The 14266-nt window shown below is 60.4% G+C and carries 11 protein-coding genes and 2 pseudogenes; 7 read left to right on the top strand and 6 right to left on the bottom strand.

The features are described from left to right. The first annotated feature begins 1143 nt into the window (after positions 1–1143). From recF to IPK17_RS40090, 3 genes and pseudogenes are all read left to right on the top strand, one after another. Positions 1144–2373, top strand: a complete 1230-nt coding sequence (recF, locus tag IPK17_RS40100) for a DNA replication/repair protein RecF (protein WP_343423371.1) — start codon at positions 1144–1146, stop codon at positions 2371–2373. A gap of 590 nt (positions 2374–2963) precedes the next feature. After that, positions 2964–3752 carry an alpha/beta hydrolase gene (locus IPK17_RS40095; protein ID WP_343423370.1) on the top strand — a complete coding sequence of 263 codons (789 nt, stop codon included), beginning with the start codon at positions 2964–2966 and terminating at the stop codon, positions 3750–3752. Between the two features lie 9 nt (positions 3753–3761). Further along, a pseudogene (locus tag IPK17_RS40090) lies at positions 3762–5343 on the top strand (alpha-amylase family glycosyl hydrolase). A gap of 207 nt (positions 5344–5550) precedes the next feature. On the opposite strand, the gene IPK17_RS40080 reads toward IPK17_RS40090, so the two are convergent. The 3 genes from IPK17_RS40080 to asnB all read right to left on the bottom strand — a co-directional run bounded on the left by IPK17_RS40080 (position 5551) and on the right by asnB (position 8715). Next, a complete protein-coding gene (locus IPK17_RS40080) occupies positions 5551–5952 on the bottom strand; it encodes a VOC family protein (RefSeq protein WP_343423369.1) in 402 nt (133 codons plus the stop codon). Between the two features lie 265 nt (positions 5953–6217). Beyond that, entirely contained in the window at positions 6218–6784 is a 567-nt protein-coding gene (locus IPK17_RS40075; protein WP_343423368.1) for a hypothetical protein, read from the bottom strand. Then, positions 6781–8715, bottom strand: a complete 1935-nt coding sequence (gene asnB / locus IPK17_RS40070) for an asparagine synthase (glutamine-hydrolyzing) (RefSeq protein ID WP_343423367.1) — start codon at positions 8713–8715, stop codon at positions 6781–6783. Before asnB ends, IPK17_RS40075 begins: the two co-directional genes overlap by 4 nt. A 424-nt stretch (positions 8716–9139) precedes the next feature. Between asnB and IPK17_RS40065 the strand changes: the two genes are divergently transcribed. Both IPK17_RS40065 and IPK17_RS40060 read left to right on the top strand, forming a co-directional pair. Continuing rightward, complete coding sequence (locus IPK17_RS40065; RefSeq protein ID WP_343423366.1) at positions 9140–10372, top strand: hypothetical protein; 1233 nt, start codon at positions 9140–9142, stop codon at positions 10370–10372. Positions 10373–10628: 256 nt separating this feature from the next. Then, entirely contained in the window at positions 10629–11039 is a 411-nt protein-coding gene (locus IPK17_RS40060; protein ID WP_343423365.1) for a TipAS antibiotic-recognition domain-containing protein, read from the top strand. A 232-nt stretch (positions 11040–11271) separates the two neighbouring features. On the opposite strand, the gene IPK17_RS40055 is transcribed toward IPK17_RS40060, so the two are convergent. Next, positions 11272–11940 carry a nitroreductase family protein gene (locus tag IPK17_RS40055; protein ID WP_343423364.1) on the bottom strand — a complete coding sequence of 223 codons (669 nt, stop codon included), beginning with the start codon at positions 11938–11940 and terminating at the stop codon, positions 11272–11274. A 763-nt stretch (positions 11941–12703) separates the two neighbouring features. Between IPK17_RS40055 and IPK17_RS41240 the strand changes: the two are divergent. Continuing rightward, positions 12704–12832, top strand: a pseudogene (locus IPK17_RS41240) (DnaJ domain-containing protein); the annotation flags it as partial. A 56-nt stretch (positions 12833–12888) separates the two neighbouring features. On the opposite strand, the gene IPK17_RS40045 reads toward IPK17_RS41240, so the two are convergent. Further along, the gene (locus tag IPK17_RS40045; RefSeq protein ID WP_343423362.1) at positions 12889–13272 is read right to left on the bottom strand and encodes a hypothetical protein; all 384 of its coding nucleotides are present in this window, start codon (positions 13270–13272) and stop codon (positions 12889–12891) included. 210 nt (positions 13273–13482) lie between these two features. After that, positions 13483–13896, bottom strand: coding sequence for a CehA/McbA family metallohydrolase domain-containing protein (locus IPK17_RS40040; RefSeq protein WP_343423361.1), 414 nt, complete (start codon positions 13894–13896; stop codon positions 13483–13485). Between the two features lie 55 nt (positions 13897–13951). Between IPK17_RS40040 and IPK17_RS40035 the strand changes: the two genes are divergently transcribed. Continuing rightward, positions 13952–14266, top strand: a 315-nt coding sequence (locus tag IPK17_RS40035) for a hypothetical protein (RefSeq protein WP_343423360.1), incomplete at its 3' end; no start/stop codon positions are given.

Raw genomic sequence — 14266 nt, 5'->3', positions numbered from 1 at the left:
TGGGAATAGTTACTCACATGCAAAGTGATGGAGGATGCGGAGCTCATGCAGAAGTTACCATTTCTACCTCAGAGCTAGGTCAACCATTTACATACCTTTGTTCTGGCTGTGGACAGACTTTTGACGTTTTCGCAAATCCTCTTGCGCGAGCCTGATCCGCTAGTCTTTCACCTCTTTGGTGATGAGAGCATTGGGAGAGGAGTGGTGGTTTATGGAATAATTGTGTTCAACTTGTCGGACGTTAATGCAGCAGCGGAAGATTTCCGAAATTTAATTTCCCTCTTATGGTCTGCCACCTGAAACTAGATTCCACTGCCGTGAAGTATTTGCAGGAGATGCTAGAAACAAAACTTCATGGAGACACATGAGTGAGAAGCAGGTCTGGGAGGTCGCAGAGCAATTATTGCTAAAGCTAAACACTCACCGTCCGCAATACTGTCTTGGTATAGTTTATCGTGACGCTTTTCCAAGTGTGCTGGCATCGGGTTCGGGTTCAAAACGTATAGATGTTCAAGAAGAACATTTATACCCTTTTAGCCTTCGCAGGTGCTTTACAGCCGCTTGTAGATCTTGAGCTTGTAAGCCCAGATATAGAATCCCATTTATGGTTTGATCCATTAAACAAGAAACTTGGAGTTCTGGGGAGCAGGAGCATTACAAGTTCAAAGGGTGTTTAGTCATAACAACCTAATCATAGAAAAAGTTGATGATGGAAAACCTTTGTTACTAGATGCAGCTGGTATTTTTTCCTACGTTGCGGGTCGTGCGGTTTCCCGCGAAGACTCACGTCATAAAGCTAAATGCCAAGAATTGCTTGGATTATGTCATCCACGTATAGGCATTGGTTCTTGGATACCTCCCTTAACCTCAAAGAATTCACCGTAGTAGCGTATATAGCCAGTGTGCTCATGTGACATATAGACCTTTACCTGCCCCTCAACGTGGAACAGTGACGGCACAGTTTCCCCTTCGACCATCATGTAGAGAGACCTAGACCGGTCTGGAGGGAACATGAGCGAGCCAAATACGCAGGGGAAGGCTAATCCGCCCCTGGCGTAGGGCATACGCCTCGCGGGGGAGCTGTAGCTCGAAATTTCGTGCTAAATCAGGTAAAATTGTGGGACATTTGCCCCGTGAGCTGTGATGTATATCGAGCATTTGTCCCTGTCCAATTTTCGCAATTACGCCCGGTTAGAACTCGGCTTGCCGACCAATAACCCGGTCGTTTTGCATGGACAAAACGCGCAGGGCAAAACCAGCCTGCTCGAATCGATCTACTATTTAGCGACCGCCAAATCGCCGTACAACGCCGCCGACCGCCAGTTGATCCACTGGCGCGCCGAAAACGACCCCATCCCGTTTGCCCGCCTGTCCGCCGAAATCTGCTCCCAGCACGCGCCCATGAACCGCCTCGAAATGACGCTCATGATCGAGCGCACGGTCGACGGTGTGGCGCGGCTGCGCAAGGTGATCAAGGTGAACGGCGTCGACAAGCGCGTCATGGATATCGTCGGCCTGCTCAACGTCGTGCTGTTCCTGCCGCACGATCTGTCGCTGGTCGAAGGCTCGCCGAGCGACCGCCGCCGCTTCATGGATAACACGCTCGGTCAGGTCGACGCGGCCTATCTCAATGCCATCGACACCTACGAGAAGATCCTCCCGCAGCGCAACGCCCTGCTCAAGCGCATCAATGATCGGCAGGCCAGCCCCAAAGAACTGCGCTTCTGGGATGAACAGATCGTCGCGGCGGGCAGCATCATCATCGCCGGGCGGCAGAAGTTTTTGCGCGAACTCGAAATCCGCGCGCAGGACGCGCATCTCGACCTGACGGGCAAGCGCGAAGTCCTCACGCTCCGCTACCAGCCGAGCTTCCTGCCGACCTTCGCGGGCGATGGTCAGCTCTCGTTCGACACCTTCGGGCTGGATTTGCACCGCGAACTGACGCCGGATGAGATCGCGCCGCAGTTTGGTGACAAGCTCAAGGCGGAAGAGGGCGAGTCGATTCACCGCGGGGTGACGCTCTGCGGGCCGCATCGCGACGAACTGCGCCTGTTCATCAACGAGCGCGATTCGGGGTTGTACGGCAGCCGCGGTCAAGCGCGCACCGCCGTCATGGCGATCAAGCTGGCGGAACTGCAGTGGATGCGCGACCGCATCGGCGAATACCCCGTGCTGCTGCTCGATGAAGTGGTCGCCGAGCTCGACTCGCAGCGCCGCGCCTACCTGCTCGAACGCATCGACGGCGTGACGCAAACGCTCGTCACCACCACCGAGCTCGACATCTTCACGCGCCCCTTCCTCGACCGCGCGGCGATCTGGCGCGTCACCGACGGGCGCATCGACATCCACGCGGGCGAGAAACCCACGCCGTAAAATCAGCCTCACCCCCTAACCCCCTCTCCGCTCGGAGAGGGGGAACACCAGACGTCATCTTTAAGCCCCTCTCCCTTGGGAGAGGGGTTGGGGTGAGGCTTGCTTGCTCGCCCCTCCTCTTTTCGGAGAGGGGATTTAGGGGTAAGGTTGTCTTGCCTGCTGCCCTCTCCTCATGCAGTGTGACAAGATCACGGTGTTTGTAGGGACGCCATACATGGCGTCCGGTTGCCAAATTTACCAAGACGGACGAGATATGAGGGTGTTTAAAAAGCTTTTGTAAAGCCGTTTCACTCGTCAGCGGACGCAATGAATTGCGTCCCTACGAAGACATTTTCGGATTGGCGGGCGCTGTTGGCTCCCCTCCCTGAATTCGGGGAGGGGCCGGGGGTGGGGTCGGAATCTGACCTTTTTCAACACGCTCATATCTCGTCCCTACAATCTCCGTATTCATAAGTTAAAGTGCATTAGGAGAGGGGCCGGGGGTGAGGTTGGCTCTTGATGAATCCATCCCTTTTGCGGATAGGGATGCATCTGCGCTTATGATAGGATCACTTTCATAATCCGTTTGACAGACACAGGAGCAGGAGCGGATGCAGCAAGCAGTCACCCAGTGGGAAATCTACACGCACACCGTTCAACACCCGCCGACCATCAGCGGGCGCGTGCGCATTCTGCGTGGCGCGTACAGCCCGCAGTTGGACGTGCAGCGCGACGTCATCGTCTACCTGCCGCCGTCGTATCACGACGCCGACATGCGCTACCCCGTCGTCTACATGCAGGACGGGCAAAACCTGTTCGATGCGGGCACGGCTTTCGGCGGGCAGGAATGGCACGTCGACGAGACGATGGAGCAGCTCGCCACCGAAGGCATCGAGGCGATCATCGTCGCGCCCTATCACGGGGGCGAGAAACGCATTCAGGAATACAACCCATTTCCGCACGTGTGGCGCGGCAAAGGCCAGCTCTACCTCGACTGGCTGCGCGACACGCTCAAGCCGCTGATTGACCGCGATTTCCGCACGCTGCCGGAACGCGAACACACCGGCATCCTCGGGTCGAGCATGGGCGGCTTGATCAGCATGTACGCCTTTTTCCACCGCAGCGAGACCTTCGGCTTCGCGGGGGTGATGAGCCCGGCCTTCTGGATCGGCAGCGGCGCGATCTACGCCAGCCTGCAGGACGCCCCGTATATCGACGGCAAAATCTATCTGGATAACGGCACACGCGAAACCAGCGCCCGCCGCATGAATGCCCTGCTGATCAAGAAGGGCTACAATCCGTGTGGAAATCTGCTCTACGTGGTGGAGCAGGATGCCGAACACACCGAATCGGCGTGGGCGCGCCGCATGCCGGACGCGCTGCGGTTTTTACTGCGATAGGACAGCAATATGGCACAAGCAGCATGGTGGCAGCGCGGCGTCGTCTACCAGATTTACCCGCGCTCGTTTATGGACTCGAATGGTGATGGCCTCGGCGATCTGCGTGGCATCGCCTCCAAGCTCGATTATCTGAAGTGGCTCGGCGTGGATGCGCTGTGGCTCTCGCCGATTTTCCCCTCGCCGATGGCCGATTTCGGCTATGACGTGAGCAACTACGTCGACATCTATCCGCCGTTCGGCAATCTCGACGACTTCGATCATCTGCTCGCTGCGGTGCATCAGCGCGACCTCAAGCTGATCCTCGACCTCGTGCCGAACCACACCTCGAATCATCACGAGTGGTTCATCGAGTCGCGGTCGTCGCGCGATAATCCCAAGCGCGACTGGTACATCTGGCGCGACGCCCAACCCGACGGATCGCCGCCCAATAACTGGCTGTCGTATTTTGGTGGCCCGTCGTGGACGTGGGATGAGACGACCGGGCAGTACTATCTGCACAGCTTTCTGGCGGAACAGCCCGACCTCAACTACCGCAACCCTGAGGTGAAGAAAGCGATTGCCGACTCGATCCGCTTCTGGCTCAAGCGCGGCGTGGATGGCTTCCGCGTCGACGTGATCGACCGCATGATCAAAGACGAACAACTGCGTGATAACCCGCTCAATCCCGATTGGGTCGAAGGGCGTGACAACCCCACGTGGAAGTATTTGCGCGTGTACAGCGAGAATCAGCCGGGCGTGCACGACCTGATTCAAGAACTGCGCCAGGTGTTCGAGGAGTTCAAAGACCGCGTGATGATCGGCGAGATCGCCTATTCGACCGACCCCACGCTGATCACGGGCTTCTACGGCACGCAAAGTGCGCCGGAGATCCATCTGCCATTCAACTTCGCGCTGCTGATGCTGCCGTGGCAAGCGGATGAAGTTCGCTCTTTTGTGAATCTGTACGAGGCGAGCCTGCCCGCGGACGGCTGGCCGAACTACGAGCTGGGCAACCACGATCAGATGCGCATCGGCACGCGCATCGGTTTGGAGCAGGCGCGCGTCGCCGCCATGCTGATTTTGACGCTGCGCGGCACACCGTTCATCTACTATGGCGAAGAACTCGGCCTGCGTGATGTGGACATTGCGGCGCACTTGTACCAAGACCCGCAGGGGATCAACCTCGGCATCAGCCGGGACCCGCAGCGCACACCCATGCACTGGGATAACTCGCCCAACGCCGGGTTCAACACCGGGAGCCGTGGCTGCCCTGTCGCCCGATTACCCGGTGCTGAACGTGGTCAGCGAACAGGCCGATCCCACGTCGATGCTGATGTTCTATCATACGCTGTTGGGCCTGCGCCGCTACACGCCCGCGCTGCACGCCGGGTCGTATCGCTCGCTGGAGTCGCCGGAAGGCACATTCGTCTATGTGCGCGAGGCCGACGGCAAGCAGTACCTGATCGCGCTCAACTTCTGGAACGTCGGACGCGCGCTCACGCTGCCCGGGCGCGGCAAGGTGATCTTCTCCACGCACATGGATCGCGGCGATGCGGTCGAGGAACTGCACCTGCGCGCCAATGAAGGCGTCGTGGTGGAGTTGATCGGTTAGGCTAGCGTGAAGTTGTTTTAGAAGCGGCGGACGCAATAAATTGCGTCCCTACGAAAACAGTTTTGGTCCGGCGGATACTGCTGGCGCCCCTCCCCGAATTCGGGGAGGGGCCGGGTGGGGTCGGAATCTGCCTCTTTTTCAACATTCGACACTGACCCTTCTCCCCCTCTCCTCTTTTCGGAGAGGGGGCTGGGGGGTGAGGTTACTCTACCCCTTCAACCCTGAAAACAGCTCGACCAGATTGCCGTCGGGATCGCGGAAATGCACGGTGCGCATGCTCCAGTCGGGGCGATTCGTCGGCACGGCGACCAGTGCGACGCCTTTCGCGCGCAGCTCCCCCGCAGCGATATCCACATCATCGACCTGATAGGCAATCACGACGGAGTCTTGGGCGTCGGCCTTGGGCGGCTTGGCCTGCGTTTCGACCACCGCCGCCATCAGGTCGCGGCGGAACAATCCTAGACCGACGTCCGGTGTCAGGTGGAAAGACGCATAGACCTCGGTCTCGTCGCCTGACGCGACGGGTAGCCCCAACACATCCCGGTAGAAGCGGAAACATCCGGCGAAATCGGTGACCAACAGGCGAATCTGGCTGATGCGCGGCTGCATGTGCACACTCCTCTGGATTATCCGAACAGGACTATAGGATAACGTGAGTTAGGGATAAGTTGAATGCAAAGCGATCTGTTTCTGAAGCAGTTCCCCTAACCCTCTCCCAGGCAAGCGGGGAGAGGGTGAAATCTGTCTCCCCTCCCCGAATTCGGGGAGGGGCCGGGGGTGGGGTCGGTTGCGAACAGCCGCCTAGTGATCTCGTCTGTTTTATCCCTAACTGATGTAAGAATAGAACAAAAATGCTAATTTTGCCAACACGCGGCTATTGAGTCCGTGCCACCACCCACAGAATCAACGTGGCGACGACCAGTACGACGCTGACGACTCCCGTCACACCCAACGTCAGCAGCTTGAGGCGCTTGCAGATCACCGCCGCGCGGGCGAGGTTCGGCAGGTGGGTGGGATAGCGCCGCACGAGCAGCAAGAAGCAGATGTTTTCACCCCAATCGAACAGGGCGGGCGCGAAGGCGAACACCGGCACCTGGGCGGCCAGCAATTGACCGTAGAGCGTGGGCATCTCCGCCGCCTGCAGCAGCGCCGTCCACACCAGCGCGAGGAACAGCGACGCGAACAGCGGGAAGAAGAAGTCGACGATGAAGAAGTAGGTATACAGCCGCTTCGACTCCGCCGTGTAATCTGGCAGCTGCGTATAGATCTCGGCGGCGGTCAGCTTGTTCTGAAAATCGAAGGCGTCGTGTTCGTTGATCGTACTTGCTCGAAACTGCGCGCCGATCTTGCGCAGCAGCCGGAACGCGGTCACTTGCAGGGCGAGGGCGAAGAAAATGCTCAACGGGGCTTGCACGAGCGTAGACAGCGCTGACATGATCATGAGACGGGTACGCGCTCCTTGGTAAAGGTCTTCAACCACGTTTCGAGGGTGAGCAGACGGAACACCACTTCGACCTGCGGCGCGCTGCCGTCGAAGTGCGCCCGCAGCAGCGCTTCCAGCGCCGGACGCTGGAACAGATCGCGAATGCCCGCGCCATCATCCAGCAGCACGGCTTGAATGCGCTCGGCGAGATCATCGCGGAACCAGTTCAGAATGGGTGTGCCGAAGGGCTGCTTGGGGCGTGCCAGCGCGAAGGCGGGCAGCAGTGGACGCATCGCTTCGCGCAGCACGTACTTGTTGCGCTGCATGCGGATGCTGCTCGGCACGCGGGCGGCGAAATTGAGCAGCACCGGATCGAAGAAGGGGACGCGGGCTTCGAGTGAGTGCGCCATCGTCACCTTATCGCAGTTGAGCAGGGCGTTGCCCGCCAGCCACGTGTTGATGACCAGCGCCTGCGCAAAGTTGTACGCGTCAGGCGCCAGCGACCGATCCACGATGCCCGCATAGGTGGTTTCTTTATGGTGGGCGGCGTCCCACGCGGCTTGCAGGTTCGCGCCGTAGAGTTCGCCGCGCAGCGTATCGGTGAGCACCAGCCCATCGAACGATTGCAGGCGGCGCAGACCTTCGTCACGGGGCAGCAGCGACTGGGTGAGGCGCGGCAGGTAGGTCGGCAGCGCGCCGATTCCTCGGTAGCGCTTCATCATCGGGTAGTAGCGTTCGAGGCGCAGCAGCGGTTGGGCGAAGCCGCGCAGCATGCGCCCCCACGAGTTCTGCGCGCGCAAAATCTGCGGGATGGCGGCGTGCGCCATGTACCCGCCGAACAGTTCGTCGCCGCCCAGCCCGGTCAGCACCACCTTGACGCGCTTGGCCGTCTCCTCGGCCAGCAGCATCAGCGACACAGCAGAGGGATTGGCGTTCGGCTCGTCGTGGTGATACACGTAGCGCTGAAAGCCGTTCCACCAGTCCTCGGCATTGATCACCCGCTCGTGATGCGTGGTGTGGAAATGCGCGGCGATTTTGCGGGCGTGGATCAGCTCGTTGTCGGGCGTCTTGGCGTCATAGCCGACGGTGAACGTCTCAATCGATTCGGCTTGCGGCCGCATCAGCGCCAGCACCGACGCCGAATCGACGCCGCCGCTCAGGAACAGGCCGACGGGAACATCACTGCGCATGTGCAGGTTGACCGACTCGGTGAGCAGGTCACGCGCCCGGGTGATCCAGCCCTGTTCGTCGTCCGCGCGTAGATCGATAGCCGTGCCGACGCCGAAGCGCCAGTGTTCCTCAATGCGCGTCGTGCCGTTCTCGGCGACGAGGTAGTGCCCGGCGGGCAGGCGCTGCACACCCTTGAACAGCGTGTCCGCGCCGATCATGTAGCCAAACGAGAGGTAGGTGTCGAGCACGTCGAGGTTGAGTTCGGCGGTCTCGTTGAACGCCTTGACTTCGCTGGCGAAGTGCAGCAGGCCGCCGCGTTCCCACAGGTAGAGCGGCTTCATGCCGATGTGATCGACGCCGACGAGCAGCCGCTTGCGCTGCGTATCCCACAGCGCAAAGCCGTACATCCCGCGCAGCTGGTCAAACAGCTTGAAGCCGTATTCTTCGTACAGGTGGATGATCGTCTCGCCGTCGCCGTCGGTGCGAAAGGCGTGCGCTTTGCTCCTCAGGTCGCGGCGCAGTTCCTTATAGTTGTAGATTTCGCCGTTGAAGACCAGCGCGATGGTGCGGTCTTCGTTATACAGCGGCTGATCGCCCCGGCGATGTCGATGATGCTCAGGCGGCGCATGCCCTAGCGCGACGTTTGGATCGCCGGACGGCGCGTAGAAACCGTCGCCGTCGGGACCGCGATGCCGGATCGCCGCGCACATGCGCTGCACCATGCCCAGATTGGCGCGTCCCGCTCCGCTCACATCGACCACACCGCAAATTCCGCACATTGTGTTGGGTTCCCTCGTCCGGCTAAGCGCGCATCATTCTAACATATTCGCCGCGGCTGTCGCGTGTAACCCCTCACCCCCTGCCCCTCTCCCATGCACGCGGGGAGAGGGGAGAAAGCGCTTTTTTCCGTCCCCCTCCCTGAATTCGGAGGCATAGGGTCGGATGCTGCGGACGCGCTTCTGCGCGTCCCTACGAAAATACATTCGGTTTGGCGAACGTCTTATTTGTCTCCCCTCCCTGAATTCGGGGAGGGGTTGGGGGTGGGGTCGGATGCTGCGGACGCGCAGAAGCGCGTCCCTACACAAACGCATCAAGGGGTGAGGGGAAACACCTCTGATCTCTCACGGCTTTTTCATAACGAAACGCATTAAGATAGACTATAATGAAATATGTAATGTTGTCGGCTATGGACGAGGTGCAGAGATGACCAAGACAATCGTGGCGCTCTACGACGACTTTTCGACCGCGGAGCGCGTGATCGATAACCTGATCGAAGCAGGCTTCACGCGGGACGACATCAGCGTGATGGCGAATGATGCGAGCGGCGAATACAGCAGCTCGCTGGAAGATCGTGATATGGTGCTGGACGGCGACGTGAGCGCGGGCGAAGGCGCGGGCTTCGGCGCGGTGATCGGCACCTTGATCGGCGTGGGCGTGTCGCTCATCCCCGGCATTGGTCCGGTGATCGGCGCGGGGCCGCTGGCGATTGCCCTGACCGCGGGCATCGGTGCGGCGGCGGGCGCCATCACGGGCGGCATCACCGCCGGGTTGATCGACATGGGCGTCGACGAAGATGACGCGCACATCTACGCGGAGGGGATCCGCCGCGGGGGCACGCTGGTCAGCTTGACGACCAACGACGAATGGGCGGAACGCGCCGAAACGATTATGAACCGGTATCACCCGGTCGATATTGATACGCGCTCGTCGCTGTGGCGCGAAGGCGGTTGGTCGAATTTCGACCACGCTGCGCCGCCCTACAATGCCGAGCAGATCGAGCGGGAACGCCTCGCCTACCGCGACTATAACGTAGCGCGGGGGATGGGGTCGATTCCCGAAGAGGACGTGTTCAGCGATCAGCAGCCCCGCGCGAGCACCGACACCGTCCCGACGACGGGCGGCATTCCGTTAGCGGGTAATCCGGAAACCATGCAGCGCGCCTCGGTGGAGGCGGATATGCAGCGCGGCATGTCGACTAACCCGGGCGGCATGGGCGCGAGCGGTCGGAGTGGTATGGGCAGCAGCGGCAGCGGCAGCACCGCCGGGACGAACAGCGGCACGCCGGACGGCCGCCCGGAAAATCGCGGTGCTCCGGCCGTCACCGATTATGACAGCACGAGCGGTGGTCGCTGGGCGGCGGAAGAAGCCACCCGCGCGCAGAACGAACACGCCGCGAAGATGGGCGGCGCGATCCCGCATTCGCAGGTTGGCACGACCAGTTCCAGTGACGTGAGCGCGGGCGCGACCCCGCCCGGCACGGAACGCCACCACGAAACGTCGCACGCGGTCGATGAGGCCATGCGCCGCGACACGACCGGCAGCGAATACGCGACTCCGGAAGAAGAGCTTGAGGCGAACCGTCGGGCACGGGCGTATACGCGCACGGCGGGCAAGCCGGATCCGAATCCGACCGATATCAACAACCTGAATCGCTAAGCGAAACCTCACCCCCTGATCTCTCTCCCACACTAGCGGGGAGAGGGGAGGCATTGCGAACGATGTCTGCTCCCCTCCCTGAATTCGGGGAGGGGGCGGGGGTGGGGTCGGAAACGGCGGACGCGCTTCTGCGCGTCCCTCCAGCCATCGACTCGGTTTCTCCCCAATTTCCCCAATTCCCCAAATTGCCCCTTGCACCTGACGTAACGTCAGGCTGTATGCTGTATCGCGGTTGCTCAAGATGAGGAGATACCGCATGAGCAAAAAGCCTGTGTTCGGCCAGTGGACGGAAGCCGAAGAAGATCAGTACACCGACGAAGCCGCGCGTCGCTGGGACGAAAAGACCGTCCGGCAGTCACAGAAGTTGTGGAAGAGCTACTCGGCGGAGAAGCAGCAGCAGATCAAGGACGAGGGCGGCGCCATTTACGTCGATCTCGCCGCCGCCATGCCGCAGGGCGCGGAGAGCGCCGCGGTGCAGGCGATCATCGCCCGCTGGCATCAGCATCTGCGCTACTTCTACGAGCCGACGCCGGAAATTCTCGCCGGGTTGGGGCACGGCTACAACAACGATCCGGCGTTCCATGCGACGTTTGCCGCGGTGCACCCGGATCTGCCCGCGTTCATGGAAGTGGCGATCACGCACTATGTCGCGAAGCTGAATGCGTAAGGTCAGCGCCGGCGGACGCGATTCATCGCGTCCCTACGAAAACCCACTTGGCTTGGCGCACGATGTTGGCTCCCCTCCCCGAATTCGGGGAGGGGCTGGGGTGGGGTCGGAATCTGACTTTTTTTGACATCCTCTGAATCCCGTCCCTCTGAAAATCAACTCGGTTTGGCGCACGATGTTGGCTCCCCTCCCTGAATGCGGAGGCGTGGGTTCAGGTTGCGCCCCTACCTGTTTACTCCACGCGGATCAGCACCTCAGCCAGCGGTTTCTTGCTGATGTTGGGCACTCTGGCATCCGCCGCCGGGTAGCCGACCGGGATCACGACGTAGGCGCGTTCATTGGCGGGTCGCCCTAAAATCTCCGCGAGGAAGGTCATCGGGTTGGGCGTGTGCGTGAGCGTTGCCAAGCCCGCCAGATGCAGACCTGCCAGCAGCATCCCCACCGCAATCCCCACCGATTCGGTCACATAGTAATGCTTGATCTTCGTGCCATCGTCACGCACACCGTACGCCTGCGCGAACACGACGATCAGATACGGCGCGTCTTCGAGATGCGGCTTGTGCCAGTCGGTGTGCAGATGCGCCAGCGCGTCCAGCCATTCCTGACTCATCCGCCGCGTGTAGCTCTCGTATTCCTCGGCTTCCGCCGCTTCGCGAATCTTGCGCTTGATCTCCGGATTGCTCACCACGACGAACGTCCACGGCTGCTGATTCGCGCCGCTCGGAGCCGTCGCCGCCGCTGCAATGGCATTCTCGATCAGCTCGAAGGGCACGGGTTCGGGCGAAAAATCGCGCACGGTGCGCCGTGACCGCATCCGCGTGAGAAAAGCGCGGGACTGCGCGTGCTGCTCGTCCGGAGCGATCCGCTCAAAGGCTAACGGAAGGCGATCATCATCAGTCATGGGCTGGCATCCTTCGCTGCATATAGTCTGCGGCGAAGTATAGCCGCTCTCCCGTCCCATTTGTTACAATGGCGCGATTGCGAACTGAGCTTTAATGGTATCGGGTATGGTCGCAGACGAGATCAAACGCTGGTTGTGCGGCAAATTGACGGGCGTCGAAAGTGTGCGCGGCTGTCAGGTGGCGAAAGACGGACATCTGATCGCTCACACGTGGACGGGCACGCTCATCTACGTGTATCTGCTGGATGAGCCGGTGCGCGTGCGCAACCTCAAGCGGATATTGAGCGAGGGGACACGCGTCGGCGTGGGGTCGTTGTTCATCGTCGATGCGGCGCTCGTGCCGTCCGATGGCGCGCTGACCACCCCTGACGAAGGCTTGCTCGCGCTGCACGCGCTGTATCGCGACAAGGTGTACACCTATCGCCAGACGACGGACGGTTACGCGGTCGGGCAGGTGCACTTTAAGCCGCTCGGGCGGGGCAGCGAACAGGAAGCGTGGTACGGGCCGGATGTCGAGATCAAGCACCTGCCGTCGTTCCGCGTGTGGGTGAAGCAACCGCAGTCGATCCGCGGTGATTGGCTGGTGGCGAATTTCGGCACGGAGGCGTTCTGGAAGCAGCCCGACTACATCACCGGGCGCAACGCTTTCCGCAAGCAGACTACGCGCGGTCACACCCAGTTCTACACGTGGAGCAATTCGAGTTGGGCGGATGTGCCGGGCGAGGGGTTTCGCACACCCGTCGATCGCCTGCCGCAGTCTGAGCTGGATCGCGCTTACGAACTGCTCGGCTTGGTGCGCGGTGCGTCCGACGATGAGGTGAAAGCCGCGTTTCGCAAGCTGGCACGCGAATTTCACCCCGACGTGAGCAAACTCCCCAAAGAGGAGGCCAAGCGCGGTTCAAGCGGCTGTATGCCGCCTACCGCTATATCAAAAACGGCGAGCGGCAGCTAGGGGACGGGGAAGCGCAGTTCCGCATCGTTGACCAGCAGTTCGAGGCGCGCCGCCGACCAGTTGAGGTTTGGGTCGAGGCTGTGCAGGAAGTCGATCACTTCTTGCATGCTGTTGAGGCGTTGAAAGCGCAGACGAAAGATTTTGACGAGCATGATGCCCACGTACTTGACGATCTCGTTAGTCGAGCCGACGCTGACCACCCAGCCCAGATTCGGGTGCTTGGCGACTTCCAGCGATTCCTGCCCGCGCTTGATCTGAATCGGCAGGTTTTCGGCGGCGCGCATATCCATAATCAGATGCGCCGGCCCGCCTGCCGCGTCCAGCAAAAATCTTGAAATCGGCGTTTGACCGTTCCATATCTTCGAGGGTATGCCGCCCATACACGCGGGCATACGCGACTTTGTTGGGAATCAGCCAGTCCAATGAATACATGCCCAGTTGCTCCTAAGTTGTCCACAATGGAAGCAGTATAACGTGAGTCGATACTCGTAAAGCCTTAAACTGTCTGTATTTTTCCTGAATAAATTTGCGGGTAGCACACGCCGCTTACTGAATAAAGGTAAGCGGCGTTACAGATGTGGAGGGGAATGTCAGAACCAGATTGGGTTCGTCCATGCGCGGCCACCATGCGGATCGCGCACGGTGACGCGGCAGTAGGCGGATTTGAGGCTGCGAATCGACAGCTCGACTTCGGTGATGTTATGCCCGTGCTTGTACGCCGCCCATGAGCCCTTACCCGTCACGAACACGCTTTCGCACGGGGAGCAGCGGATCTTGATTGTCTCGCCGGGGGTCACCTGCACATCGTGAATGAGCGGCCCGGTGCTGCTGTAGAAGTCGCCGCGCTTGAGCGCCGCGAGGATCGCTTCCGGCGTCAGTGCTTCGCTTTTGACCCACGTCCACCCGCGCAGCGTGTCACGGAAATCCGGCTTGAAGTGCGCGTCATCCGTCGCCAGTGCATTGAAGCGATACCCGCGCGCCAGCATCACGTCGAGCATGTACACGCTGTCGATCTTGTCGCTGTGATCCGCGGAAAATGCCGTTGATGATCTCGATGGCGTGCGTGTCGCTCAGGCTGATCACGTCTTCTTCGCTCAGGTTATACCACGCCGGGTGCGCCACGGTGACGAACGCGCCGGTTGCCAGCGCGCGCTGCGCAATTTCCGGGCCGGTCTCATCCGGCAGCGGTTGCGCGAAATCGAGTGGCAGCCCGTTGGCGAGGATATGCCACAGTTCGCCCGTGCACGTTTTGCCTGCGTGCAGTTCCGCCCCGTGCAGGGTGACGAACTCCGGCGTGTGGTAAGCCGATGGCTTGGTGTGCGGATAGTGGTAGTTTTCCAGAAAGTGCTCGGTGATTCACAGGAAGTGGTAACA

This window comes from Candidatus Flexifilum breve, from assembly GCF_016713355.1.
This window is presented reverse-complemented; position numbering and strand designations above follow the sequence as displayed.